This is a genomic window from Oceanobacillus sp. CFH 90083, from assembly GCF_009389585.1.
Classification (GTDB): Bacteria; Bacillota; Bacilli; order Bacillales; family Amphibacillaceae; genus Oceanobacillus.
Window position 1 is genome coordinate 1 of record NZ_VIYG01000021.1, and the last position, 26566, is coordinate 26566.

Here is a 26566-nt window from a genome sequence, read left to right on the forward strand (position 1 = left end):
AAAATGGGAAGAACAAAAGAAAATGATACGATGAATGGATGGGGATACGGAAGAACCAGCGTCTCTGCCAGATGGAAAAAGTTGATTTTAAAATAGCATTGACAAATCAAGAAATCCATAATATACTTCATGTAAAGAAGGTCTTACAAGTTCATTTCTTAATTAGCTCGATTGAAAACGATTTCTTATGAAATAATTCAAATTAAAATATAAACAGTGGATTGTGACTGTTCGGCAGGCGATACCTAAACAAAACTATGAATGCTACTTTTAAGTGGTTAGTTTTGTTTAGGTTATTTTTATGCATTTTAACAGTAACGGGACTTGCCTTTCCGACAAGCGGATCAATCGAACTTTTTGGAAATGATAAACCGGATGAATTAACCGAGTCACAAAAACGAATCGGCGCTATTATCGAAAACCCTACACTTTTTCCAAATATGAACGCTTATGAAAATTTAGCGATCCATCGATTACAAAAAGGCATTCCCGGTCAAGAAAGGATTCAAAAAACACTCGATCTTGTCGGACTAGCTGATGCCGGTAAGAAAAAAACGAAAAATTTTTCTCTTGGAATGAAGCAAAGGCTTGGACTAGGGATTGCATTATTAAGTGACCCAGAATTTTTAATTCTTGACGAACCAACAAATGGATTGGACCCCACGGGAATTGTTGAATTGAGAGAATTAATAAAAAAATTAAATCGTGAAAAAGGACTTACCGTTTTAATATCAAGCCATATATTAAGTGAACTCCATCAACTCGCAACGAGTTATGGTATCATTCACAAAGGGAAGCTGTTAGAAGAACTGATATCCAAACAATTGGATGAAAAATGCCGGCAACATTTGCAAATAAAAGTTGATCAACCCTCTAAAGGTGCAACCATTTTGGAAGATACGCTATCCACTATAGACTATGAAGTAATGCCTGATGGCACAATAAAACTTTACAGTTATTTAGATGATGTTCGTGCCGTTTCAAGTACATTGACAATGAATGGTCTTTTGATTGAACATCTCTCTCAAAATGGTGATAGTCTCGAAAGCTATTTTACAAAGCTGATAGGAGGGCAAGATCATGAATAACCTCATTAGAGCAGAATTTTTTAAATTACAAAGAAATAAGACATTTTGGATATTAATAGGTACGATAACAGGACTAAGTACACTGTTTCATTATCTTATCATAACGGATTGGTGGATGATGGGGAACACTCCCTTTGATAGCATAGATTTAAGCGAATTAAATGGATTATTTACATTTACAACTCCAATATTTTTTAATTTAATTGTCAGTACATTGGCAGCTTTTTATATCTCAACAGAGTTTACTTCGAGCGGGATAATTAAAAACCAAATTATAAGCGGAAATAAAAGAACTCAAATTTATATTGCTAAATTCCTGGTATTTTCGCTGGGCTCCATTTTTGTTACGATTGTAATACCATTATTAACTGCCATTGTGTTAATCTTCTTGTTTGGGAGAGGAGATATATTCGATTTTTCCAATATGACGTACTTAGGAAGAGCATATGGCTTATTTACACTTCAATTTCTAGCATATATAGCTATTATTTTGTTACTAGCTATTATTACGAATGACAGTGGAAAAACAATTATTTTTTCTATCTTATTCACTATTGTAATGTATGTCCTGGAAAAGCTTGCTAAGCCAGCCTTTATTGAGGTAATTTATGAGAATTCGATCTTTTATCAATTTATCGAAGTATTCAATTTTAAAATGAATTACGATGAAATCATGAAGTCCATTCTCATTGGTGGAGTATCAACGATTATCATCACCATGTGTGGAATTTATATTTTTAACCGAAAAGAAATCAAATAATAGTTGATAAGCGGGGGAGAGCAATGATGTATGCAGCAATAATCTTATTTGTTATGTTAGTTTTTTTGGTTTTGCGCATATTAGCTCTAAAAAAAGAAATGAAAAAAGTCATACAGCAGTTGCAAAGCTATAATGCTCGTAAAACAAATAAAAAAATGGATATAGCCCTTTTTGATCAAGATATTGAAAAACTAGGAGTGGAAATCAATAAACTGATTGACTTATATGTAGCTGAGAACAGAAAAAGGGTCAGTTTTGAAAATGAACAAAAACAGGTAATTGCTAATATGTCTCATGATTTAAGGACTCCCTTAACGTCTATTTTAGGCTATATTCAGATGGCTGAGGAAGATGATATTACAATAGACAGAAGAAAAGAGTTATTATCTATTGCAAACAAACGAGCAAAAAGGCTTGAGATGTTGTTAAAGGATTTCTTTGAGTTAAGTGTTATTGAGTCTCCAGATTATCAGTTACAATCAGATCGAATCAATCTAAGGAATATAACAATAGATGTATTGATGAGTTATTATGATCGTTTCCATGAGAAAAATATGGAGCCAGACATTTATATACCTGAAGATGATATATTCATTATAGCTGATAAATCAGCTATAACCCGAATTATTGAAAATTTGTTTTCTAACGCCATTAACCATTCAACTGGGAATATTATGATAAGTCTGGAAGAAAGGAATTCGTTGGTTAAATTGATTGTAAAAAATGATGCACCTTCTTTGACAGAAAAAGAAGCTCATCATATTTTTGACCGATTTTATATGGCGAATCAATCTCGTTCTGGCAACAGTACCGGATTAGGCTTGTCGATTGTGAAGAGTTTTATGGAAAAAATGAATGGGTCAGTTAGAGGACAGATGAATAATCAAAAATTATCTATCTTATGCGAATGGAAAAAGGTTGATTAACTATCTCAAATAAGGTGCGTTAAAAATGCTTATCGAGTTAATTGATATTCTACAAGATAAATAAAAAAGTATATTTCAAATATAGCTGAGTGATTATTACGCTGTCATAATGGAAAAATAAATACGGAGGCTCCAAAAGTATACCGTCCAGAATGTGGACGGTGTGACTTTTAAGTATTCATCTTTTTACTAAATATACTTTTTCCGTATGCAACAACGATAGTAGTAATAATCAGAAAAACAAATATAAATACCAACAACATCAAACTTAGTGTTTGAATGGGGGACCTGCCAACTAATAAATTATAAACACCCTTGTTATAGTATGTTGCCGGTAAGTAGTCATTTACCAATTTATAGATACCTGGGAGAGTAGGGATAATCATTCCATATGAGACAACTTGAAGCAGGAAATAGTGTATTAAATACTTCTCAATATTCCAAAAAATGTAGGCAAACATTTGCGTTAACTGTGTAAAAGACCAAAAAGTAAGGCTTAAAAATAACCAATACGTTAATGTAGATGAAACAATTTCAACCTCAAATATCTTCTGATTTATTTAAAGTCCTGTGAAGTGAATGACTACCATAATAATTGTACTGATAAAAGTTAATAACCGTACAGATGACACGTAACCTTCCAATCGTCCAACAGAAACGGCCCATTGAAAGAATTAATGAGAGAGTAACCAACAGCTATCTAAATGAAACGTTAAGCTTTAATGATGCTCATTCTCCAAGTTCAATGTCTGAATAACTTTATCCTCTTGACTGTAATCAAATGGAGTCTCGTTCGGCAGGTTGTCCAGCTCCCATTGGACGGTTCTTTTGATCCCTTCATCTCGAGAAATTGCTTCCTTATAATTAAATCGTTCACGTATTTTAGTTGTGTCCAAAACAAAATCTTGATGGGTGTTAAATGGTATTTTATTTTGTAAATTTTCATTAGGGATTAAAATTACTTGTCCCCTCCAACTCATTACTTTCCCGATTTTTTTAACTCGTTCAAGCATAGACAATGGTTCCTTCTCTCCAATATTTAATGCATGGGAAGCGGTATCTTTTTTTAACACAGTCATGGCAATGGCAGAAGCGACATTTTCTACATATCCCATGGAAGTCTTCCAATGAGCCAATTGTTCATCTAATAAAATAAAAGGTCGCTCATCTTTCATTTTTTGAATGTATTCAAACATTCTCCGTTGCGGATCATTCGGGCCATAAACCATCGGCAATCTCAAAACAGTTCCGGGAAGACTAATATCATTAAGAATCGTTTTTTCTACTAGTATTTTTTCATAATCGCGGGCAAAGTCTTCTTCTATTTTCCCACGATAAGGATAGAGTGCGCTTCTTAATTCATCAGTTTCTTTTAAAGGAGTCTCTTGAACGGGTCCATCTTTTATACGGTGAAGGACTTCATACGCTTTATAGACATCTGCACTGCTAATGGCAACCACACGTCCAGCAAACCCTGAAAATATTTTCAGCACTGTTTCTGCATCTTTCTTTGAGTAAGGAATCATATCTAAAACAACATCAGCTTTTATTTTTTGAAGAGTATTGCTATGTTGATCTAATTCATTTCTGTCACCATATATATGCTGAATACTTTCTGATAGATTTATGCTTGTTTTTCCTCTATGAAATAAGGTTAATTCATGGCCTTCTTCTAATAATAAACGAACAACATGAGGACCAATGAATTTTGTCCCACCAATGATTAAAATTCTCATTTTCTTCCTCCTTTTTCTTATAGTTTACATGAAACATAGGACTGGTATGGAATTTCAATTAATCTGTATCATACTTATAATGGTTTTTTCTCCAATAAACTGATAAAGTTTCTTCTGTAACAAAACAATAAGTAACTTTGCATCACGACGAGAATGACTGCTAGAAGAAGTAAAGAGCGATCAAGAAACAAATGAAGCAAGAAGATGTTTACAATAATTGGTAATAATAAGGCGAGTGCTAACGGAACAAACCTATTGATTATTAGTAAAACACCACATATTATTTCTAATGATTTTTCAATGATTAATAGATAACCAAATTCGAATAATGACATTGCCTCAGGGCTGGTTGCAATAAATGGTTCAAGATTAAAAATGACAAAGTAGCCATTTAAACCTGCAATTAGAAAAATAAAACCTAAACCAATCCTTGAAATTGACATGAGAGCTTTAGACAATTTATACACCTTCTTTATTTGGATTTACAAATTACTTGGATTGTGATTTATGAGTTCACAAACCCATTTTTGTGACATATGGCTTCCCGTAACAAAAAACCCTCATAATTGATTCTTCAGTGGAAGCGCCTGAAATAAGCAAATTTACACTTCGTTATCTCGTTATTGTCTATGAATTCTCCTTTTGCGCTCTATGCAACAAGTCTCGCAAGACCGAAGACCACTTTTCAGGCATATCCATGAATGAACCATGATGCCCCGGAAACGTAACTATTTCACAATCTAATCTGTCTGCCAGAATCATTGCTGTTCGTGCCAGCCACGTTTTCTTTCCAAAAGCCCAGCTCCCAACTCCTATAAACATGCTTACACCATTTTCCATAATTTTGTTGATGTCTGGTAGGTAGTTTGTTACAGGCAGAAGCTCATTTTTGATTAAAACGTTAACGGCATCAGTGTTACTAATACGAGGCTGGTCAGGTTTTATTCGCTGACCTTTAGCATACTTGTTTGCTTGTTTATGCGCTTTGCCCAGCTTCTTTACAGGCTCATTTATTCCCATGATAAATCGTAATGCTGCGAGGTTTGGGCCACTTATTCCACATCCTGTTTTGTAAACACTTGCAAAAAAACGCTTCCATTTTTTTGATTCTGGAAGGACTCCAGGGATAGGTGGTTCATGAGGAATCACGGCTCGACAAGCATATGGCTGAGTTTTTGCCATATCCAATGCAATGTTTGCACCACTGCTGTTTCCAAGAATATAGGCGGACCTTTCTCCTGCTGCTCTCAGTATAGCCACAGCGTCACTGCTCTGTTGACTAATCTCAAAATTTTGGGGATAGTTTCTAGTGCTTCTTGCATTTGCACGTCGATCATATGTGATAACCTTGAATTCATCACTGAGAATATCTGCAAGTTGCATAAAATGATCACCATCACCACCACCAGGTGAAATCATCAGTAATGGATCTCCTTGTCCACGTACTTCAAAGTAAAGTGTGTCACCTTCAGTCGTAACATAATCAATCTGAACATTGGTCTTATAAGCAGGCATATCTTTTCCTCCTTTGTTTTTATCAAAAAGTTACCTTTTTGCCCAATATAGTCTACAACTTCTCTAGCAGCTGCGGTGAATGTCAAATTGCTTAGTGCTTGAAACTTATTGAAATTCCTTGCAAGCCTACAATTTCACAATGAATGTCATAAGACTCACATTCCTTCTTTAATAAAATTAATAACGTGCATCCCAGTTTAAGAAGAAAATGAAAACATAAATAATACCATTGACAATGATTTTGTTCATATTAATTTGATTTTTTCAATAAAAACTAAATATAAGACTAAATTAGACTTGTTAGTACAATAATATTATTTTTATAGTGTTTAATCAATAAATAAATACTATTTTCGTTTTAAAGTATATAAAATAAATGTATAATAGAAATGAAAGCACATTCATTAGAAAAGTAATTTTAATGAGATAGAGAATGCAGGTGATAAAATTTGAATGGTTTTGAAAAACGAACAGAAGAAAAGAAAAATAAAGTTTTAGAAGCAACTTTTGAGCTGATGAACAGAGATGCAGATGGTGGAAACATCACCATAGAGGATATTGTTAAACATGCTAATGTTGCGAAAACCACCATTTTTAAATATTTTGGTAGCAAAGAGAACCTTATCCAAAAAGTTTTTGAACACTTTATAACACAAATGATAGAAGCAGCGAAAGAAATTATGGATGAAAATAAACCTTTTGAGGAAACTCTTATTGCATTGAGTCAAAATAAAATTAGATTTTTAAATCAAATCAATAAGCCATTTTATCTAAAAATGATGGATTACTACACTGAAAAGAATGAGGACGGATTTTCTCGTATTATGCAGCAATATACCCAACAAAATTTTATGATGATGTTAGAGTTATTCCATCGAGGTCGTAAAGAGGGGAAGGTGGACTTGAAATATTCTGATGAATTTTTGATGCTATATTTTCAGGCAATTGTAGAAGGTGTTTCCAACCCGCAGATATATGAAAAAATAAAAGATTATACAGAAGAATGGACGGAGATGTTAATTAAAGGAATTGCACCAGACAGGAGAGGGTAGAAAAGAAAACATGGTAAGCTAAGTCTGAAAGGCGTAGGATTGCGATTGCTCTCCTCATCGAAAACATTCGCTAAAATTTTATCCTTTCCTGACATATAAAAAGACTAAGGAGGAAATTCTATGAAGCATGTTATCATATTTGGAGGAACTGGGATGCTTGCAGGAGCAACAAAATGGCTTGCTGAGAATGCGGAACATATATCCATAGTCGGTAGAAACAAATACAGGTTAGAACGATTACGTCCAGAACATGTCAAAAATAATTTCGAACTTGTTACATTAGATTATAGAGATAATGTGGCTTTAAAGGAATTTTTACAACGAACTATTCAGACATACGGTCCTGTTGATCTTGTTGTTTCGTGGATTCATAGTGTTGCCCCCGATGCTCTCTCTATCATTTTTGGAGAACTTCAGCAACAAAAGAAACCATGGCAACTTGTTCATATCAAAGGAAGTAGCCATGACCTTTCAGCTATTACGGACGAAATCACTGTCCCAAAAAACTGTTTATATTGTGATGTTCAACTTGGATTTAAAATGGAAGGTTCTTTTTCAAGATGGTTAACCCATGAGGAGATTTCTAATGGTGTTATTTCATCTATTTATTATAACAAGAGGAAAACTGTTATAGGTACGCTACACCCTTGGAGCAAGAGGCCATAGAAGTAAATTAAAAATTGATTATGATGCAAGTTAAATCCTAAAGACTCTTTGTTGCTGGGAGGTTTAATCAGTAAACATTACAATACTTTTTTAGAATGAAAGGAATTAGTAATTATCCAATCTATACAGCTTCAATTAACTGATTCATATATAAACAGTAGATATAAGAAAACAATTTTGCGTTTTTGAGAAACCATATCAATTCCTTTTTTAATAAAACCCCACTGTCTTATAGTTCTATATAACTTACTTGTTAAAATTAATTTTATAAACTTACTACGGCTATTGCGAGAAATTCCTTTTGTGTTTCTAGCATTAACTAAAGTGTTAATTTCCAGTAATTTTTCAAAAATCTTATGACTATTGATTTCTCATTCCAGCTTTTCGATTTATTAAAATCTGTGGCACAGTCGTGGCACACTTTATATCAATTTTGATGTTTTTATAGTTATTTATATTTCTTAGAATCCTATCATATCAACGATATTGCACTATATTGTATTGGCGAAGTACTGAGTGGGAATAAAAGGCTAACTTGATTTGAAGAGAGAACGCCTACTTAAAGGCATTTATCCTACTCAAAAATGAAGAAAATGCATTGAAATTAATATGGTTCCCTACCAACTTATTTTTTGGGAGGGATTATTTTTTTAAATGTGGATTTGAAATAAAATTGTGATGTTTGTAAAAAAGATGCAATGTTTAAAATAAAGTTACGAAGTTATATCCCTTTGGATATGCTTTGTCTAAAGGGGTTCTCGTGGCGAAAGTAATATAAGCTTATATCACAATCGAGCCATTTAATTGAATAAAAAGAGATGGTTATAGTGATAGGAGATAAAGCAATCGAGAAGAAATTCTTAATAAACCTATGTAATAAACTTATTAACATAGGAAAGGAGCAGGCTTATGAAAAAAATGAAAAATAATTCCCAACTTCCAAAAATCGTGTCGCGAAATGAATGGTTTAAGGCTCGGAAAAAGCTGCTAGATGAAGAGAAGGAACTCACTCGATTACGAGATCAGTTGAGCGCTAAACGGCGCAGACTACCGATGGTCAAGGTTGAGAAGGATTACGTCTTCGAGGGACCAGCCGACAAAGCAAGTTTACTTGATCTGTTCGATGGACACCGACAGCTTATTATTGGGCACTTCATGTTCGCTCCAGAATGGGAAAAGGGCTGTCCTAGTTGCTCAAGCTCGGCAGACGAAATCTCAAAAGCTCATCTTGAGCATTTACATGCAAGTAAAACTTCATTCACCTACGTTTCCCGTGCACCTTTGGATAAGATTGAAGCATACAGGGCTCAAAAAGGTTGGACATTCCCATGGTACTCCTCATATGGCAGCGACTTTAACTATGACTTTCATGTTACTCTAGACGAATCCGTTGCTCCTATCGAGTACAATTATCGGACCAAAGCCGAGCACGAAGAGGCGGGAACATCCTATTACTTCGAGGGAGAGCAGCCTATTGAGCTCCCAGGATTCAGTTTCTTCTTGCGTGACGGAGACAGCGTCTTCCACACCTATTCTACGTATGCACGCGGTGGTGAGATGATCGGTGGGTCGCATTATATGTTAGACTTAACCGCACTTGGCAGACAAGAGGCATGGGAGGAGCCACTCAATCGCGAGGCTGGTCTTCTTCTAGTTGACCAAAAGGTGGACCGTATTCACGATGAGTACGATGACTCTAGGGCATCTGACTCCTGTTGCAGTTCGAGTAAGGGAAACTCGTAATAATGATATTGGATTAACGGCTTTAGTCGAACAGAAGTTAAAGGGTGATACATATTAAACATGTCCAATATGTATCACCTTTATTTTTATGGTCTTTTACAATTTAGGTCTTGATAATACGAAAGTGTCAAAAACATTTAAGTATTAAGTGGGAATCGAATAAGTGCCATGAAAGCCTTTGTAACACTAGGTTTTTAGGGCTTTTATATTTTCTGTAGCACAGTTATGGCACACTTCGAAAAGTCGTTCTCACAAATTGGTTACTGCTGGGTTTCTTTCCAATTTTGTAATAGATGCAGTGTATCAGAACCTAAAACAGTAATTGGAAGCATTTTTATAGTAGAGTGTTTTGGAAATAATTTGCATTTCTTCAAAATCTACATCTAAAGTAAAAGCTTCAACAGGGATGAAAATGGCTCTATGTAGCACGCTTCTCTTAAAAGGAAACCCGTTCACTTTTATTTAGTTCCCGCTCAAGTTTATTTTCCTCCTTTTCATCCAGAATTTAATGCGGGGCTTATTTTTGTCCCATATGATGGAGTCACAAAACAAATGAGGAGTGAATTTTTATGTTTGAATGTTTCAGGATTTTGTCATTACATTAGCACAGGCGGATACGTGGGTGCAGTATTTAGGAACATTATTTATCTCGATTATTCCTTTTTTTGAATCCTATGTAGCAATTCCAATCGGGATTGTATTTGCATTTCCAAATGTTCAAATTGTTGCTATTGCTGCAGTGGGAAACTGGCTGTCAGTGATGGTCTTTATTTGGCTGTTATCCGGTCTGCGCGAGAAAGTGATTAAAAATAAAGGTAGCAAGAAAGAAAATAAACGGTCCAAACGTGCGCAAAACATCTTCAATAAATATGGGGTTGCTGGAATATCCTTTGCAGGTCCGATTATTTGTTTCCATGTATGTGCCGCTATATCCATTGCATCAGGAGCTAACAAGACTTATGTGAGTATTTGGCAGGCTATTGGTATTGGAACGTGGTCGATTGCCTTAGGTGTTGCTTTCCATTATGGTGTGAACCTTTTAGAGCATCTTCCTAATCTGAATCCATTTTCATAGGAAGGAGATTATTTATGATGGTTGAATTTGTGCGCCGAATTATTCCCCGGGGAATAATTCCTTTGTTCATGTTATTGTTGGTGGTTATTCCATTTTTAACCATTTATGGAAGGGCAGCAGCTAATTTGTCTGCATTGCCAATCTTTGATGCTCCTGGCTGGTTTATCCCGGTTGGGTTTATCTGTATCGTTTTGATTTTTATTCTGGCACTATCGATGAAGGGAGAAGAGGACTAAAGGCATATTCCAATAACCATCAGTAGAAGAAAAAAGAATAAGTATAAAAATTCCTACTGTTTGATGGCATATTTTATGAAAGGTGAAGGAAGGATGGAGATAGGATGAGAAAAGATACGATAAACAGACTAATTCTTTTGAAAATCTCCCTTCCTTCTTTATTCCTTCATCTTTCTGAAATTACTTTTCCGGCTGCCTATTTGTTTTTTATTTCAAAAGTAGCTGACCTGATTATTTACAATGGCGCACTAAATATTATTTTATTAATCCTGCTTTTATTTTTACTGATAAGAAGGAGATAACTTTTGATAAAGATATATTGCTGGAACTTTTAAGAAATTAATAGGAGAGGTGAAGAGACCATGAAAAAACGGATACTTTTATATGGAGCCTTGATTATAATGCTATTACTGTCCGTTATACCGTTTTTGGTTATTTATGAGGGAATATCATCGAATATACCAGCACTGTCCGATTTTGAATCGCCAGAATGGTTTATTCCAGTCGGTTTTATCAATATTGCACTTATTGTTGTCGTTGCTTTCTTAATGGCAAAGATTGCAAGGAAAGACTAAGGAGCAATCGATGATGATATTTTTTCTTAATCAGCTTAAAAAATTGAGCGAAATACAGTTCTGTTACCAGACTTGGATTTGACTGTCCAATAAGGAGATATTATTGCTGTACAAAGTGAAAATGAGTATATGGAGCGTTTATTTAAGCTGTTCAATCATCCCCGGCATATAAAATCAGAAATGAGCAGGCGATGGACATGCTTTTCTCTTTATGGTTAATTTATAACGGATTCGCGAAATTATTATCTGGAGTAAGCATAGTTATAGTCTCTGGATAATTCATCTAAAAGTACGATCCCGCTCTCAAAAGGAAGTTACAGTAAATTGTAAGAGTTGATTCACTTATTATAAGGAAAGAAATAAAGAAGCAGTCTATCGTTGGAAAGGATTGTTTTATAGGGAGTTATGTGAGTGTGATGGTATTAGTTACTTGTAATACCCTTTAAGGTGCAAGAGATAAAATATCTCTTATAAAGTAATTGTTCAATCACCATTTAAAATGATGGTGGATGACTATACGCTACATTACTAAATATCACCACTTGTTCATATTGACACTGAGCAAATGGTGATATTTTATGCTTTGAATTAGTCATTTTCCATTACTCCGTTTCTACTTGTTCCATTAAATGACCGGCTTGCGGAAAATTACTCATCCAATCTTTATAAAAAGGAAGCAGAGAGCAAACTTGTTACCCCATATAAACACTATCACATGTCCCGGGAGCTGGTTCATAAAAACAATGCTGTTTAAATTGACCGGAAAAAGGTTGATTATACCATGTTGGAGGACACGGAGCATATGGATTAAAATACCAAAGGGCATATTTTGCCGGGTGATCTCTCCAGCTTTCCAAAGTCTGCCTTGCTAATCTTCTTTCCGTTTCTCTTGCTCTTTGATAAAAGACATTCCCTTTTTGAACAGCTTCAAAAGAGTAATTTCCACCCTGTATCTGAAAAATGACGTCTTCAATTGACCTTACTTCCGTAAAATCACTACAGTCTGCTACAGCACGGTTAACAATGACATTTCCTACATAAAGCATTCCTTGTTTTCCTTCGCCTTCAGCTTCTGCCCTCATCATCCTTGCCATTAAGTCAACGTCTGCATTTCGGTAAGCTACTCTTCCCATTATCTCACCTCTAAAATATGGTATGAGGGAAAGCTTGTATTCATTCCTTTAAGTTAAAACATTTTTACGCACTAATAGCAGGTAGCTTAACAATCCGCCCAGATTAGCAATAACCATGGTTATTCCCATAGGAACAGCAGTACTTTCTCCGGCAATTCCCACAAAAGGAATGGCTATGCCACCTAATAGATAAGGTAAAATTCCTAAGAATGCAGATGCGCTTCCTGCATGCTTTTTCTGATTGCGCATGGCTAAAGAAAAAGTTAAGGGAGTACTGATACCAGTACAAGAAACAATCAAAAATAAAGGGATAACAATCAGAGATAATGGTGCCTGTATCCAGGTCATGAAAAATAAAATAATGCTAAATAAAGTGGAGATACAAAGTCCAATGTACAGTAGCTTATCTTCCTCTATTCTTTTTGTAATTCTCCCGATGATTCTGGTACCAATGATAATACCAGCCCCATTTAAAGCAAACAAGAAGCTGAACATTTGCGGCGATACCCCGTAAATGGACTGATAAATAAATGGCGTGCCGGAAACATTTGCAAATACGCTTGCCATAATCAATCCCTGAGTCAGCCCATAGCCTAAAAATCGTCTATTCTTTGTTAATTTCCCAAAAGTAATCAACGTTTCTTTCATATTGCCATCACCCCGGTTAGAGGCAGGATTTGTTTCAGGTAAAACGATGAAGATAAATGCTAATATGGCCAACGTAAGAAAGCCAAGCAGCAGAAAAATGCCTTGCCAGTTCGTGAAGTTAAGAACTGCTCCGCCAATAATTGGCGCTAAAATAGGTCCGACCCCAACAAAGAGGGTAATTAATCCATATAACCTTGTCAAATCCTTGCCAGAGTAAATATCCCGGACAATCGCTCTGGAAATGACAACTCCTGCTGAAGCAGTTAACCCTTGAAAAAATCTGGCAGCAATGAAAAACCAGATTGAGGGCGCAAAGATACATAAGACAGAAGCAACTACATAAAGAATTAATGCAGAAATAAGCGGAATTTTTCTTCCACGCTTATCGCTTAATGGCCCAAAGACAATTTGTCCGGCTGCAAGGCCTAACAAACAGAAGGTCAAGCTTAATTGAACATTTGAAGCGCTTGTTCCAAACTCATTTGCAATCGTTGGAAAGCTGGGCAGATACATATCGACCGTCAACGAGCCAAAAGCTGCTAAGGTACCTAATAATACACTTATAGCAATTCTTCTGGGATTTGAAATGGTGTTTTCAGAAAGGCTATTCGCTGATTCCATGTTATTCTATCATCCTATTCATTATTTCTTTTTTGAATCTTTACAGTTTAGATTAACAAAGAATGGATTCTGTGTATAATACCTAAAATATAAGAGGTAATGCCTTATAAGCATGACCTAAAGATTGATTCACCTTTAACTTAGTAAAAGAAATTATCGATGAGGCTTAAATTGATGAGTATGCTAGAATATAACCTGCTGGAAAGGAAAGCTATAAAAATCTTAAATATAGAATGGAAGCTTGTTTAGGCGGTAAAGAAGATTTAGAAAAAAATGATGGGAGGAAATGTACTCCGACTATGCTCCCTGTATCGGGACAGGATGCTGAATGGAACTCAACCCTTGTGTAAGTAAAAAGCAAGTGGATCCAACGTTTTTTGATATCCTGAAAAAACATTAAAAATTAAATATGAATACCATATTGTAACCGAAAAATACACAAAACTAAGTCAAGACTTCATTTATACAGCCATTTTTTACATAGGAAATCCTATTTTACCGTTTTGCTTTCCCCGCACAAAGCCGATATGATTAAAATCAAATTTAATATTAATTGGGGATGTGATAAAATAATGATACCACAGTAAAAGAAAATAAAAAGACTTATCATCCAAAGGATACGGATTATGACGGGCTTTGGAAAAATTTGATTGAAGAACTATTTCAAGAATTTATGGAATTTTTTGCATCTGATCTGTACCCGGAAATTGATTTTGAAAAAGGGGCCGTCTTCGAGAATGTGGAGCTTTTTCAATTTGTTATCAATTCAAGAAAAGGAAGAAAATATTCGGATAAACTAGTCAAAGTATTGCTGAAAAATGGAGGAGAAAAATACGTCTTCGTCCATATCGAAGTGCAGGCCATTGGGGAACAAATCTTTGCTGAGCGTATGTTTAGATATTTTTACCGGATCTATGACAAATATAATCATCGATATATTCCATCGCCCTGTTAACTGATGCGAGTCATCAGAATTATGCAGATACGTTTCATTATTCTTTCTACGGAACAGAATTAACTTATGCATACAATACCTATCGATTTTATGGAAAAGATGAGAAGGAACTGAAAAAATCTGATAATCCATTCGCTTTAGCTGTACTTGCAGGAATCTATGTTAGTAAAAACACTGGCAGAACGAAGAAAGATCATGAAGAAAGATTCCAATTTAAACAGCGTCTTATCAGCCTGGCATTCGAAAAGTATTCGCACCGCGCTACCTATCTTTCAGCTCTATTGTACTTTATTGATTATATCCTGCAGATACCATCAGAATTACAGGAAAAACTATACGAATCATTACCAATCTCACAAAATGAGAAGGAGGAAGGAAACATCATGGGAATGGAAAAGTTGAGAGATACCCCGACGTTTGGAAGGCTGTTTAGAGAAATCGAGGAAGAAGCGACAAGAAAGGGCATGCAAAAGGGTATGGAGCAGGGTATAGAAAAAGGCAGGAAGGAGTAGAAGCAGGAAAAGAGCAGGGGATAAAACAAGGCAGAATAGAAGCGGAACGGAATTTTGCCAAAAAGCTGTTAGACAGAAACTATTCGGATGAAGAAATAACTCAATTAACAAGCCTCAACTTGAAGGAAGTAAAAATACTTCGGGAATCACTTGAAAATTAATATAGAAAATAAATGGGTTGATTGATTGTTTCGTATTCGTTGCAGATAAGAAAGCTGATACTGTCTCATTGGGATAAGCTCAAACTTGGTTGTCAACTAATCACTTGATGACAACCAAGTTTATTAAAGTATATTTTAAAATAACTTTAATAAAAGTTCCATTGGTCATATTATCAAGGAAGATATCCAAGCTTTCTTAATTCAACTATATTTACTATGCTTTCCAGCTAGATATAATTATATTTGATTAAATAGGTTTAAAAAAAGCCCGACAAAAATGAGGAGATAAGCTTGGAATTAAGAGTATTACGCTATTTTTTAGTCATTGCTGAGGAAGGGAGCATTTCAAAAGCTTCCGAGGTTCTTCACATAACACAGCCAACGTTAAGCAGACAAATAAGAGAATTGGAAGAAGAACTTGGTGCGGAATTGTTTATTCGAGAAAAAAGAACGATGGCACTTACCAAAGCTGGAGAGTACCTAAAAGGCAGGGCTCAGGAGATTTTATCTTTATCTGATAAAACAACACGGGAATTTATGAATCAGCGAAAACAATTATTTAGTGGACATATTTCTATCGGATGTGTCGAAGCAGATAATTCAGATACGCTTTCAATGATTTTGGAAGAATTTATAGCAGACTATCCCGAAGTAACGTTCAGTATCTTCAGTGGTACAGGAGAAGATATTATTGGGAAGCTGGATAGAGGGTTACTGGACGTTGGTGTATTAATAAAACCAATTTCAACGGAAAAGTATGAGTATATCTCTTTTCCTAAAAAAGAAAAATGGGGAGTATTGGTAGAAAAAAGTTCTTTTTTAGCTCGAAAATCGACACTTGAGCCAAAAGATTTAATCGGGGTGCCGCTGCTTTCCCCGGTTCGAAAAGAAGTACAAGAAATGCTTTCGAAGTGGATGCATAAAGACTTAGACGAATTAAATATCATAGGGGATTATAATTTAATTTTTAATGTATTTTCATTAGTTGAAAATAAAATAGCTTCAGCGCTTGCTATTGAAGGAGCGATTATACCCCGGCAAGATGAACGTTTCCGATTTATCCCTCTGAAACCTTCCCTCGAAACGCAATGTGTATTTGTCTGGCGAAAAAATGTAATATTTTCACCGGTAGTACAAGAATTTATTAAAAGAATGAACAATGCCTTTAAAGTATAGTTTATACTTTTGTGAGTATTATGTTTTTTTACTTTATAGCGATCAACTTCAATTTCTTAATAAATTTCATATAAAAAAGTAACCGCCTGGTCAATGTTTGATCAGGCGGTTATATATCATTCTGTTATGCGTTGCGCGGTAATATTTTTACAGTCGCACTGACGGGACTTTTTCCCAGCATCGGAGAAAGATACATACTGGAACTATATTTTTTTCTATAAGCTTCGTCTATTTCTTCCGTTAACGCAGGATTATTATCCATCGGTTGAAACGTTACATCATATTCTTGGCCAGCTAATTTTATCTTTCCTGCTTTTTGTTCAACGGCTGATTGATACCATCTGGAGCGCTGGCCGTTATAAGCACGGACATACAGGCTGTTATCTGCTACAACAGACCAGATCCAAGTCGGTGTTCCAGGTGTTTCACCATCACTGTAAAGCGGACAAAATTATTAAAGGAATTAATCGGTTCGATCGGAGCAAATGTATATATCGAACCCAATATCAGGTTTGATTATGGTTATAATATGCGTGTAGGAGAAAACTTCTTTGCAAATTTCGATTGTACGATTTTAGATGTTTGTGAGCCTAGATTTGGAGATATTTGTATGCTTGCACCCGGTGTTCAAATTTATACTGCAACCCATCCACTCAGAATCCAATGGAGTGAAACTAAGGAAAAGAATACGCAAAGCCGATTACGATTGGAAACAACGTATGGATTGGGGGAAGTGCGGTCATTAACCCGGGAGTAACAGTTGGAGATAATGCTGTGATTGCATCAGGTACAGTAGTAACAAAAGATGTCCCGGATAATGTAGTCGTAGGTGGAAATCCAGCCAGGATTATAAAAGAATTGAAAATTAGTCAGTGCATCCTAACGTGAAAACGGAAAACGCTGGCTGGAAAAAATAACTCCATAAATCAGCTTCGTTTTTAAACAGCGGGCTTTGTAATAACTTTGGCAAATTCAATATAATACCGGATAATAGTAATCATTACTTGGCATGCGCTGCTCCAAGCATATGTTTGCAAGGAAAAACTTTATCCACATCTTTTTTCAATACGCTCAAAAGAGATTACAAACGCATAGGCTGGCATGAACCTTACCTTAGACTGTCCCCCGCTCAATTAATTCAGCAGATACTTCTTTATGGGAAAGGCTTTCTGTCATTGCCTGTTCAAAAAGAAGCTGTCCAATGGAATATAAAGGAATACCAACTGTAGTGATATCCATTACATGTGCAATCGGCTGGTCATCAAATCCGATCAGCGCCAGGTCATCTGGAATTTGGATATGATATTTAGAACTGGCGGTAATTATTCCAGCGGCTACCTGATCGCTTGTGGCAAGCAAAGCTGTCGGACGCTGCTGCATCGTTGAGAGCTCCTTTAAAACACGTTCCCCATCTTCTAGGTAGAGACATTTCGTAAAGATATATGCTTCGTTATAGGGTAGCCTTTTTTCTTTAAGAAAATCCCGATAGGCACGTTCGCGCTGTTTGCTATTTGTCCCGTCCAGACGATTAATACAGAAGCCGATTTCCCGGTGACCTCGTTCATAAAGGTAGTTTAAAGCGGTTCTGAAGCAGACGTAGTGATCCACGAAAGTATAGCTGAGCGACGTGTTCTGTCCGTTTTCAAAGATGACAATGTTACCAAAATCGCTGTAATCTACCAAGATATCAAGCGATACGGATCTGGAGCAAATAATTAACCGGTCGATTTGTTTCAGCTTTAACATTTCTAATGCTTCCATCTCTTGTTTTTTATCATAGCCGGTCTGATAAAGAACAAGCTTATGGTGATGCACAGAAGCTGCATGTGAGATTCCTTGAATTAATTGTCCAAAGTAGGGATGATCCAGGAATGGTAAAACAACACCGACCAAGTGCGTTTTTCCTTTTTTTAGATTAACCGCATTAATATTTTGAATATATCCTGTTTCCTCGATTGCTTTTTTTACAGCTTCAACTTTTTCTTTTTTGACATAGGGGTGATGGTTTAAGACACGAGAAACGGTGGTAACAGAAACTCCGGCTAATTTGGCAACATCTATAATATTAGCCATTGAATAACCTCCTTCATTTCTAGTACACTCTTTCTGTTTTGAATGAAATAGTATACAATCAGACTTGTCACTTCTAAATAGAAATAACAATATTTAGCAATAGTATACCAAAAACACCCTTTGCTTTGGGAAAATACGAATCATACAAACCAAAGAAAAGGATGTTTCCATTGTCTATTAGAAAAGACCTGTGAATTAAATTGGAGAGGTTATCCTAAGAGAGAGGGCATTCTTGACAAATATTGTTGCAGTTCTAGCTATGCTTCATCTTTTATTTGTACATTAGAATGTCCTCTTTACCATATATATGGAGGACTGTCTCATTTATTTTACAAAGAAACTAAGAACAATCATGACTTCAGCCGTAAATTATATGGATTTGAGCTAAAATATTCTTTATCTTTATGCCAGAACGACCACTCTATATATTGAGCTTAGGAAAGAGCGGGAAAAACCACGTGCTATCGATAGTTCAATCCCAGCTTCTACTTCCTAACAACTTTTCACCCAAGTCTGTTAAAATAGCACGTTCATGATATTTTTGTTCCCATTTACGTGGATCTCCTGGGAAAGCATCTCCAACCGGTGGCGTTTTATCACGCCATGAAGCGATGCGAGCTTCTTTTAGCTCTTGATCATCCTCTTGAGCAGGGAACATAGAAATATACTGTGCAAGACGAGCAGAGTTAGAATTGTTTGCTCGTATCCCATGAGGCTGCATACTATTGAAAATCAACAAATCTCCAGCTTCTGTCACGATCTTAGTAGGTTCATATCCTTCTAAATCTGGATGGTAAGGGTCACGATCTTTTGCTTGCGTTTTTACCCATTCAGGAAAATCCCGGAATAGTTCAGGTACACATTGAAAACCACCCATATCTATTGTTGTGTCCACAAGACTTAAAACACCTTGAACATTAACTGGTAATGGATCCAATGAAGTATCCACATCCCAGTGAATAAAGCCGTCAGCACCTTTTCCATTTTTTTTAGGTAAATTTAAGTTTACACGATCAATACTAGTCCAAAGCTTTTCTGTTCCCCATATGTCAACAAAAGCATGATAGATTTTTTCACTTGTCCGGTTGTTCCACATTAATTGATGATGATAGAGTTCAACCATACCAGCTCCTGTCAGCTCCTTCATTTTCATTTCCGTATCTGGTTCCTGATACCATGTAGAAGGATCATTTGGATCTTTTTCAGCAAATTCCCAGATTAATTTAGTAAGTCGTTCTAAATCCTCCCGATTCACAGCATTTTTTACAATAACATATCCATTTTCTTGCCAGAATGCGAATTCCTTCTCGGTAAGCACTCTTAAAGGTTGTCCATTCGATCGGTCATTTAACTTTGTTTGAATCGCCAAAATATTATTTTTCCCCATGCTGATTCCTCCCCTTAATGATAATGGAAAGCAATATTAGCTGGGTGAGTTTGATTACCTGAGAATTGTTTTGGAGGTATACAATTATAATCACCCTAAATAATATCGCTTTCATGATGGAGTATAATTTATGATATGCTTTTCAGGTCAAGCGCTTTTTTGATTTTATGTATAAAGATGAGCAGAAGGATATAATAATTTGAATAGAAATTTATGATGAAATACCTAGATACGGAAAAGCAGGAGAACTTTTAGAAGAGGAACCGATCATTAAAGCTGTTATATACAAAAAGTAGCCGATAGTATTTCTAAATGTTTGTCCTGATACATTCTTTGATAAATGAATGTTATATTTTATATAGAGGAGGTCGGGTTATGTATCGTATTTTAATTGTAGATGACGAGAAAGTAGAGAGAGAAGTAATTCATTTCTTGTTAAAAAAATTCGGCTTCGAATTAGAAATTATGGAAGCCGCCAATGGCAAGGAAGCTCTGGAAAAGCTGGAGAGCTGTCCTGCAGATATTTTGCTTACCGATGTGCAAATGCCTTTTGTTGATGGCATGGAGCTAGCAACGAAAGTAAGAGAAAAATATATGGGTATGGAGATTATATTTTTTAGTGGTCATGATGATTTTGCCTTTGTTAAGAAAGCGTTGACATTAAGGGCGGATAACTATATATTAAAGCCTATTAAGCCGGAAGAGTTCGAACAAACGATGAAAAAAGTAATGGATAATATTAGACAGCATAAGGAGGAACAAGAAAAAAGAGAAGCAAATCAGGAATTTATAAAAAAACATATTCTATATCGTTTATTAAATCAAACGCCAATAGATATATTACAACATGAATATCCCTATTTAAGCTTTGATTTTTTGAATGATTATAAACGAATGATCCTGATTCATTCTGATACTGCTTTTTTAGAGAATTTATCTGAAGAAGGAACGTTTTATTTATATGAACAAATAAACAAAGCAGCGCTTCATGCCAGATATGAATTAATCCATCTAAATCCTTCTCAAATCGTCTTACTATTTAAAGACAATTCAAATGGATTAATAGCATATAGACAAGTAGCTGCTCAGATACAGCAAAACATTCACACTGCTTATGGAATCAATTGCGTACTTTCTGTAAGTAAGCATATCGAAAATCCAAATCACATCGTACAAACCTATAGTGAATTGGAAGACTATTTAAAAGATCGTTTTTTTTATGCCGATGTCTTTATTTATCCAATTGATACACCGTTAACAGATAATAAGGAATTTAAAGAAGATGAATACTTATTGCGAGAGATAGAGAAATCGCTTCAACAAGCTGATACTTTAAAATTAGAAAAGGAAATTTCCATTATTATTGAAAAATATGATAAAAACGCGAAGACTTCCCAGGTATACCTTCGTTTCTTGTTCGCCCGATTATTACAGTTACTTTTTCAGACAATGCCTGAGCATAGTAAAGAAAGCATGGATCGTTACATTGAATTAATATACTCGTATACCCATTTCTCTGATATTAAACACACTTTATTAGAGATCCAAAGGAAAGTCATAAAGAAGTTAGAAGAGGATAAGAATTCACCTATGCACCCGATTGAAGCCGTGAAACAATATGTTGCGGACAATATAGAAAAGGATTTAAGTTTAGACATGTTAGCAGAAAAAGTATACTTAACATCTGGTTATTTAAGTGATAAATTCAAACAGGAGACCGGTTCGGGAATAAATAAATATATAAAACAAGTGAGAATGGATAAGGCAGACGAATTACTCAGCTATACCAATATGAAAGTGAATGATATTAGTAAGGCAGTCGGTTATAGTAATGCTTCGTACTTTATTAGAATTTTTCGGGAGCACTTCGGAGTCAGTCCAAAAAGGTACCGGGAAATGAAGCAGGGTTAGAGGTGAAGTGAATGCGATGAATTTCTTAAAATTGTGGTTTATTAATTTAAAATTCAGGAAAAAAATTCTGTTGATTTGTATTATAGCCAGCTGCCTGCCTATTTTTGCGCTAGGTAGTATGTGGTACTATCAAATTCAAGATTTATTAGTTATTCGTGAAAAGGAGAATTTATCCAATGCATTGAATCAATCTATGCTAAATATGGATTATAAAATCAATAATTATTTAAATATTATCGATCAGATTGTATGGAACGATGAAATAAAGAATGGATTAGCAGTAGAGTATAGTAACAACTATGAAATGTATAAATTTTATAATGATATATTGTCGCCTTTGCTGGCTACTCCACCGACTTTACAGACAGATATCCACTCTATTACTATCTATACGGATAATGAGATGAACCCGTATGATCAATTACTTAGACCGTTAACCGACATTAATCAACATAACTGGTTTGATCATGTTATGACCTCAAGTCAAACAAGGCTGGAAGTCTCACCAAGTAATGAAACAGTTCAGTTAATTTCCCGGTTATTTGATGAGAACAGAACGTTTAATAATGTAATAAAAATGGAAATAAATTATCAGCAATTTTTTGATTCGTTGTCCAGTTTATTTGAAGAAGATTATGGTGTCATTATTTTGGATAGTGAGAGGCAGCCGGTTTTTATTTATGAAAATTTTTCTGATTCAAATCTAATGGGGCAATTTTCTACAGCAGAACGGATTGATACGCTGTATAATGGTTCGCTGGAGGATGATTTCGTTCTTCAGCAAGCTGATTTGGTTTCTTGCGAGTGGACTGCTTATTTATATCGTCCTAATGACCTTATTTCTGCAGCCACTTTTCCAATGAGAATGACCGTTGTACTGGTAATTGCTTTAAGTATGCTAATTATGCTGCTATCTATTTACTTATTGGCGAAGGTAGTGGTCAGGCCGCTGGAAAAGCTCTCGAAGAATATGGAAAGGGTTGAAAAAGGAGATTTAACTGTATCCGTCTTCAATAGTGGCACGGATGAAATTGGGAGCTTAATCAAACAGTTTGGAAATATGGTTCATAAATTAAAAAATATGATAAACCAGGTATATAAGAGCAAAATTGCCCAGCAGGAATATGAAATGAAAGCTTTGCAAGCGCAAATTAATCCGCATTTTTTCTACAATAGTCTTTCGTTAATTAATAGTAAAGCTATTATGGCGGAACAAGAGGAAATCAGCCAGATGGCTCAGCATCTGTCCACTTTTTATCGGACCACATTAAATAAAGGAAGAAGTATTGTAGAGGTGGAAAAAGAGCTTGAAAATGTGATTTCTTATATAAATATTCAACAATTAATGCATTCGAATTCATTCGATGTACATTACGAATTGGATAAATCAACGTATCATTACACAATGTTGAATCTGCTTCTGCAGCCATTAGTAGAAAATGCAATTAATCATGGTATTGACCATAAAGAAGGGTCTGATAGAGGGCTGCTGATTATCAGGTTAAAAAGGAGAGAAAATACATTGGAATTTTCTGTTGAGGATAATGGAATCGGAATGAACTCAGCAGCATTAAAGTCCATTCTAACTACGGAAACAGAAGGATATGGTGTTAGAAATGTTCATAATAGAGTGCAATTATATTATGGCTCATCCTATGGTTTAATGTATGAAAGTGAGATAGGTCACTATACGAAGGTAACTTTGGTTATACCAATTGTTCATAGAGAAAAAAATAGTTTAACGATATAAATTAATGAGCTAAACTAAACTCTACAGCTATTTTGTGGGGTTTTTTCTTTCTTCTTAACTTCAATAGATTTAAATAATAGATATTCCGGAAAATAGTATATGAAAACGGATTATTTGCTATTTTTGAAAAATAAGACACCCATTATAATAAAAATATACGAAATCAGTGGCCATGATTTTTGCTGGAAAAATAAGGAGGAATACAAAATGATAACGGATTCATTTCATAGATTTAAACTGCTGGCAGTTTTATTGATGCTGGTTGTTTTATTAGCTGCATGTGTGCAGAGCTCTTCAAATGATAGTGAAACAACGACAGAAGATGGCAAACCTATTATTAATATTGGACGTCAGACTGGTTCCAATCCTAAACTGCCTGAAGGGGATACCTTTGAAGATAATGCGTATACTCGCGCAGCTGAAGATGTATTAGATATCGAGATTCGAAATGCTTTTGAAGCAGAAGGGGAAGACTATGACAGGCAAGTAGCTTTGGCTATTTCTTCTGGAGATTTACCAGATATGATGATAGTTTCTCAAGAGGAGTTAAAAGATTTAGTCGATAATGATTTAATTGAAGATTTAACCGATGTATATGAAGAAAATGCGAGCGATTACATTAAAGAAATCTATGCTGGCTACGATAATAAACCCTTAGAAGATGCTACCTTTGACGGCAGTCTTATGGCAATTCCGGGAACTGATTCCCTGGCAGCACCGCAAATGACTTGGATACGTGCGGATTGGTTAGAAGAATTAGATTTATCAATAGATGAGGATGGAGATCGCCTCATTACTTTGGATGAATTAGAAGAAGTTGCCAAAGCTTTCCTTGAAAATGATCCAGGCGATTCTGGCAACCCTGTTGGGATACCTTTTGAAAATTATTTAAATGCTGGGGGCTATGGCTCATTTACAATGGATTCTATTGCTGCGGTTTTTGAGGGCCAGCCTAAGAAATATTTAATAGAAGAGGATGGCAGTATTACCTATGGATCAACGTCAGAAGGGACAAAACAAGCACTTGAAGTAATGAATGATTGGTTTAATGAGGGTATTATTGACCCGCAATTTGGAACTAGATCATTTGATGACATTATGGCATTACTTACAAATGGTCAAACTGGTATCGCAACAGGAGCTTGGCATATACCTGACTGGGGATTATCGAATGTTAGAGAGATGGATAATAACGCAAGATTTACAGCTTATGCATTAGCTGATGACGAGGGGAAAGTAAACGTAGCTGAGCAGAAAACAACAGGTGGCAGTTTTATAGTTGTCAAAAAAGGATATGGACATCCAGAAAAAGCAGTCGAAATGTTGAACTTATTTTATGACGATATTGAAAATACAACAGAAGCGGATATGGAAAATACGTTTCCTGAGGTTGCAGAATATTTGGCACAGGGTGTAGATGATTCGACGAAACCATTTAACATCGTAGTTCTTCCAATGCAGACATATTTGGATGACTATCAAGATGTTCAGGCTGTTTTGAATGAAGAGATGGCTGTTGAGGAAATTACTAATCCTCAAGTTAGACAGAATATAAATGGAATTAAAAATTATACGGAAAATCCTGAGGATGTACCAACTTCTAACTGGTCCAGTTATCATTCTCGTATTGAAGGCTGGGGCTTAATGAATAAGCTGACAGAGGAAGATCGATTTAATTGGATAGAAGCAGCTTATGTCGGTAATACACCAACGATGGAGCAAAGAGGATCTGGTCTAGGGTCAATGGAAGAAGAAGACTTTATTAAGATTATAACTGGAGCAGAGCCGCTTGATTACTTCGATGATTTTGTAGAGAAATGGCATAATCAAGGCGGCAGTGAAATTCTTAAAGAAATAGAAGAAGAACTGGCTCAATAAGTCTAGGTACTACAGAGGGGCTAGTTAGCAGCCTCTCTGTTTAAGGAGGTACGTAAATGGCGATAAATAATCAGGGAACAACTATACGTCATCGTAAAAAAGATGTTAAAAAGGCGAAATTAACCTATCATGCTATGTTGGCGCCAGGAATGATTTTTTTACTTATCTTTAGTTTTACGCCAATGTTTGGGATTATCATGGCTTTTCAGGATTTTGTACCAGCAAGAGGCTTCTTTGGCTCGGAATTTGTAGGATTACAACATTTTCAGTATATGTTTGATTTGCCTGATATTGCAAGGGTATTTCGTAACACCATTGTGATTGCGTTAGGGAAAATTATTTTTGGTTCTCTGCTCGCAATTATGTTTGCAATTTTATTAAATGAAATTCGTTTGAAATTGCTGAAAAAGTCAGTACAAACAATAGTATATTTACCTCACTTCTTATCGTGGGTTGTATTATCAACGGTTGTCGTCAATTTATTTAATTTAGATGGAACGGTTAACCAAATGATAGAGTTCTTTGGCTTCGAAAAAATTAATTTTTTAGGGAGCAATACATGGTTTCAGCCTTTATTAATTGGTTCGGATGTTTGGAAAGAATTTGGCTTTAACTCAGTGATTTATTTAGCGGCTATAGCTTCTGTAGACCCAGGGCTACATGAGGCAGCCAGTATGGATGGGGCAAATTGGTGGAAGCGTGTTTGGCATATCACTTTACCCGGAATGTTGCCAATTATCTTACTCTTGGCGATTTTAAGCTTGCCAAGTGTCTTAGATGGCGGCTTTGATCAGGTTTATAACCTTTATTCGCCAATTGTTTATGAAACTGGAGATACCATTGATACTTATGTGTATAGAGAAGGTCTAGTGGGACGTGATTATAGCTTTGGAGCAGCTGTAGGTCTGCTTAAATCAATAATTGGTTTGACCCTCATATTATCTGCTAATAATGCAGCTAAAAAATTCACAGAAAGAAAACTTTTCTAA

Annotated in this window: 24 protein-coding genes and 1 pseudogene; 17 read left to right on the forward strand and 8 right to left on the reverse strand. The window is 35.5% G+C overall.

The genetic code is table 11. The annotated features are described in order from the left end of the window. Positions 1-284 precede the first annotated feature (284 nt). From FLK20_RS19760 to FLK20_RS19770, 3 genes are read left to right on the forward strand one after another with little or no spacing between them, the layout of a single operon-like run. Complete coding sequence (locus FLK20_RS19760; RefSeq protein ID WP_227995174.1) at positions 285-1088, forward strand: ATP-binding cassette domain-containing protein; 804 nt, start codon at positions 285-287, stop codon at positions 1086-1088. After that, positions 1081-1848 (forward strand): ABC transporter permease, encoded by a 768-nt coding sequence (locus FLK20_RS19765; RefSeq protein ID WP_152658315.1) that lies wholly within the window; start codon positions 1081-1083, stop codon positions 1846-1848. Before FLK20_RS19760 ends, FLK20_RS19765 begins: the two co-directional genes overlap by 8 nt. 26 nt (positions 1849-1874) lie before the next feature. After that, positions 1875-2774 (forward strand): sensor histidine kinase, encoded by a 900-nt coding sequence (locus FLK20_RS19770; protein ID WP_152658346.1) that lies wholly within the window; start codon positions 1875-1877, stop codon positions 2772-2774. A 719-nt stretch (positions 2775-3493) separates the two neighbouring features. Here FLK20_RS19770 and FLK20_RS19775 read toward each other — a convergent pair. The 3 genes from FLK20_RS19775 to FLK20_RS19785 form a co-directional block, all read right to left on the reverse strand. Continuing rightward, the gene (locus FLK20_RS19775) at positions 3494-4510 is read right to left on the reverse strand and encodes an NAD-dependent epimerase/dehydratase family protein (protein WP_152658316.1); all 1017 of its coding nucleotides are present in this window, start codon (positions 4508-4510) and stop codon (positions 3494-3496) included. 74 nt (positions 4511-4584) lie between these two features. After that, the gene (locus FLK20_RS19780) at positions 4585-4968 is read right to left on the reverse strand and encodes a hypothetical protein (protein WP_227995178.1); all 384 of its coding nucleotides are present in this window, start codon (positions 4966-4968) and stop codon (positions 4585-4587) included. Positions 4969-5137: 169 nt separating this feature from the next. Further along, on the reverse strand, positions 5138-6025 hold the full coding sequence (locus tag FLK20_RS19785) for an alpha/beta fold hydrolase (RefSeq protein ID WP_152658317.1): 888 nt from the start codon (positions 6023-6025) through the stop codon (positions 5138-5140). Positions 6026-6474: 449 nt separating this feature from the next. Between FLK20_RS19785 and FLK20_RS19790 the strand changes: the two genes are divergently transcribed. From FLK20_RS19790 to FLK20_RS19815, 6 genes are all read left to right on the forward strand, one after another. Then, on the forward strand, positions 6475-7077 hold the full coding sequence (locus FLK20_RS19790) for a TetR/AcrR family transcriptional regulator (RefSeq protein ID WP_152658318.1): 603 nt from the start codon (positions 6475-6477) through the stop codon (positions 7075-7077). A 120-nt stretch (positions 7078-7197) separates the two neighbouring features. Continuing rightward, a complete protein-coding gene (locus FLK20_RS19795) occupies positions 7198-7743 on the forward strand; it encodes a Rossmann-fold NAD(P)-binding domain-containing protein (protein WP_152658319.1) in 546 nt (181 codons plus the stop codon). 909 nt (positions 7744-8652) lie between these two features. Then, positions 8653-9486: a DUF899 domain-containing protein gene (locus FLK20_RS19800; RefSeq protein WP_152658320.1), complete on the forward strand. Its 834-nt coding sequence runs from the start codon at positions 8653-8655 to the stop codon at positions 9484-9486. A gap of 622 nt (positions 9487-10108) precedes the next feature. After that, positions 10109-10561, forward strand: a complete 453-nt coding sequence (locus tag FLK20_RS19805; RefSeq protein WP_227995180.1) for a small multi-drug export protein — start codon at positions 10109-10111, stop codon at positions 10559-10561. Positions 10562-10575: 14 nt separating this feature from the next. After that, entirely contained in the window at positions 10576-10797 is a 222-nt protein-coding gene (locus tag FLK20_RS19810; RefSeq protein WP_152658322.1) for a hypothetical protein, read from the forward strand. A gap of 362 nt (positions 10798-11159) precedes the next feature. Further along, a complete protein-coding gene (locus FLK20_RS19815) occupies positions 11160-11372 on the forward strand; it encodes a hypothetical protein (RefSeq protein ID WP_152658323.1) in 213 nt (70 codons plus the stop codon). Between the two features lie 692 nt (positions 11373-12064). Here FLK20_RS19815 and FLK20_RS19820 read toward each other — a convergent pair. Both FLK20_RS19820 and FLK20_RS19825 read right to left on the reverse strand, forming a co-directional pair. Beyond that, positions 12065-12505, reverse strand: coding sequence for a cell wall hydrolase (locus tag FLK20_RS19820; RefSeq protein ID WP_152658324.1), 441 nt, complete (start codon positions 12503-12505; stop codon positions 12065-12067). A 48-nt stretch (positions 12506-12553) separates the two neighbouring features. After that, entirely contained in the window at positions 12554-13774 is a 1221-nt protein-coding gene (locus FLK20_RS19825; protein ID WP_152658325.1) for a multidrug effflux MFS transporter, read from the reverse strand. 646 nt (positions 13775-14420) lie between these two features. Between FLK20_RS19825 and FLK20_RS19830 the strand changes: the two genes are divergently transcribed. The 3 genes from FLK20_RS19830 to FLK20_RS19835 all read left to right on the forward strand — a co-directional run bounded on the left by FLK20_RS19830 (position 14421) and on the right by FLK20_RS19835 (position 16578). Further along, positions 14421-14729, forward strand: coding sequence for an Rpn family recombination-promoting nuclease/putative transposase (locus FLK20_RS19830; protein WP_152658326.1), 309 nt, complete (start codon positions 14421-14423; stop codon positions 14727-14729). Between the two features lie 383 nt (positions 14730-15112). Continuing rightward, entirely contained in the window at positions 15113-15241 is a 129-nt protein-coding gene (locus FLK20_RS22155; protein WP_255473843.1) for a hypothetical protein, read from the forward strand. A gap of 452 nt (positions 15242-15693) precedes the next feature. Next, on the forward strand, positions 15694-16578 hold the full coding sequence (locus tag FLK20_RS19835; RefSeq protein WP_152658327.1) for a LysR family transcriptional regulator: 885 nt from the start codon (positions 15694-15696) through the stop codon (positions 16576-16578). Between the two features lie 124 nt (positions 16579-16702). On the opposite strand, the gene FLK20_RS19840 is transcribed toward FLK20_RS19835, so the two are convergent. Next, entirely contained in the window at positions 16703-16981 is a 279-nt protein-coding gene (locus tag FLK20_RS19840; protein ID WP_152658349.1) for a DUF2255 family protein, read from the reverse strand. Between FLK20_RS19840 and FLK20_RS19845 the strand changes: the two are divergent. After that, positions 16961-17466 (forward strand): annotated as a pseudogene (locus FLK20_RS19845) (sugar O-acetyltransferase). The gene FLK20_RS19840 and the pseudogene FLK20_RS19845 overlap by 21 nt on opposite strands. 225 nt (positions 17467-17691) lie before the next feature. Here the strand turns inward: FLK20_RS19845 and FLK20_RS19850 are convergent. Beyond that, positions 17692-18651, reverse strand: a complete 960-nt coding sequence (locus FLK20_RS19850) for a substrate-binding domain-containing protein (protein WP_152658328.1) — start codon at positions 18649-18651, stop codon at positions 17692-17694. 472 nt (positions 18652-19123) lie between these two features. Further along, positions 19124-20038, reverse strand: coding sequence for a phytanoyl-CoA dioxygenase family protein (locus tag FLK20_RS19855; protein WP_152658329.1), 915 nt, complete (start codon positions 20036-20038; stop codon positions 19124-19126). A gap of 375 nt (positions 20039-20413) precedes the next feature. Here FLK20_RS19855 and FLK20_RS19860 point away from each other — a divergent pair, with 375 nt between their 5' ends. The 4 genes from FLK20_RS19860 (at position 20414) to FLK20_RS19875 (ending at position 26566) form a co-directional block, all read left to right on the forward strand. Further along, positions 20414-21949, forward strand: coding sequence for a response regulator (locus FLK20_RS19860; protein ID WP_194165702.1), 1536 nt, complete (start codon positions 20414-20416; stop codon positions 21947-21949). A 70-nt stretch (positions 21950-22019) separates the two neighbouring features. Beyond that, entirely contained in the window at positions 22020-23699 is a 1680-nt protein-coding gene (locus tag FLK20_RS19865; protein ID WP_194165703.1) for a sensor histidine kinase, read from the forward strand. A gap of 207 nt (positions 23700-23906) precedes the next feature. Further along, positions 23907-25577, forward strand: coding sequence for an extracellular solute-binding protein (locus tag FLK20_RS19870; RefSeq protein ID WP_152658332.1), 1671 nt, complete (start codon positions 23907-23909; stop codon positions 25575-25577). A gap of 134 nt (positions 25578-25711) precedes the next feature. Further along, positions 25712-26566, forward strand: coding sequence for an ABC transporter permease (locus tag FLK20_RS19875; protein ID WP_227995182.1), 855 nt, complete (start codon positions 25712-25714; stop codon positions 26564-26566).

Excerpts from the sequence above, each read along its gene's own strand:
- FLK20_RS19815 (WP_152658323.1), top strand. The coding sequence starts at position 11,160 with ATGAAAAAACGGATACTTTTATATGGAGCCTTGATTATAATGCTATTA.
- FLK20_RS19875 (WP_227995182.1), top strand. The coding sequence starts at position 25,712 with ATGTTGGCGCCAGGAATGATTTTTTTACTTATCTTTAGTTTTACGCCA.
- FLK20_RS19860 (WP_194165702.1), top strand. The coding sequence starts at position 20,414 with ATGTATCGTATTTTAATTGTAGATGACGAGAAAGTAGAGAGAGAAGTA.
- FLK20_RS19810 (WP_152658322.1), top strand. The coding sequence starts at position 10,576 with ATGATGGTTGAATTTGTGCGCCGAATTATTCCCCGGGGAATAATTCCT.
- FLK20_RS19770 (WP_152658346.1), top strand. The coding sequence starts at position 1,875 with ATGTATGCAGCAATAATCTTATTTGTTATGTTAGTTTTTTTGGTTTTG.
- FLK20_RS22155 (WP_255473843.1), top strand. The coding sequence starts at position 15,113 with ATGGGAATGGAAAAGTTGAGAGATACCCCGACGTTTGGAAGGCTGTTT.
- FLK20_RS19820 (WP_152658324.1), bottom strand. The coding sequence starts at position 12,505 with ATGGGAAGAGTAGCTTACCGAAATGCAGACGTTGACTTAATGGCAAGG.
- FLK20_RS19775 (WP_152658316.1), bottom strand. The coding sequence starts at position 4,510 with ATGAGAATTTTAATCATTGGTGGGACAAAATTCATTGGTCCTCATGTT.
- FLK20_RS19870 (WP_152658332.1), top strand. The coding sequence starts at position 23,907 with ATGATAACGGATTCATTTCATAGATTTAAACTGCTGGCAGTTTTATTG.
- FLK20_RS19825 (WP_152658325.1), bottom strand. The coding sequence starts at position 13,774 with ATGGAATCAGCGAATAGCCTTTCTGAAAACACCATTTCAAATCCCAGA.
- FLK20_RS19785 (WP_152658317.1), bottom strand. The coding sequence starts at position 6,025 with ATGCCTGCTTATAAGACCAATGTTCAGATTGATTATGTTACGACTGAA.
- FLK20_RS19855 (WP_152658329.1), bottom strand. The coding sequence starts at position 20,038 with ATGGGGAAAAATAATATTTTGGCGATTCAAACAAAGTTAAATGACCGA.
- FLK20_RS19765 (WP_152658315.1), top strand. The coding sequence starts at position 1,081 with ATGAATAACCTCATTAGAGCAGAATTTTTTAAATTACAAAGAAATAAG.
- FLK20_RS19850 (WP_152658328.1), bottom strand. The coding sequence starts at position 18,651 with ATGGCTAATATTATAGATGTTGCCAAATTAGCCGGAGTTTCTGTTACC.
- FLK20_RS19800 (WP_152658320.1), top strand. The coding sequence starts at position 8,653 with ATGAAAAAAATGAAAAATAATTCCCAACTTCCAAAAATCGTGTCGCGA.
- FLK20_RS19795 (WP_152658319.1), top strand. The coding sequence starts at position 7,198 with ATGAAGCATGTTATCATATTTGGAGGAACTGGGATGCTTGCAGGAGCA.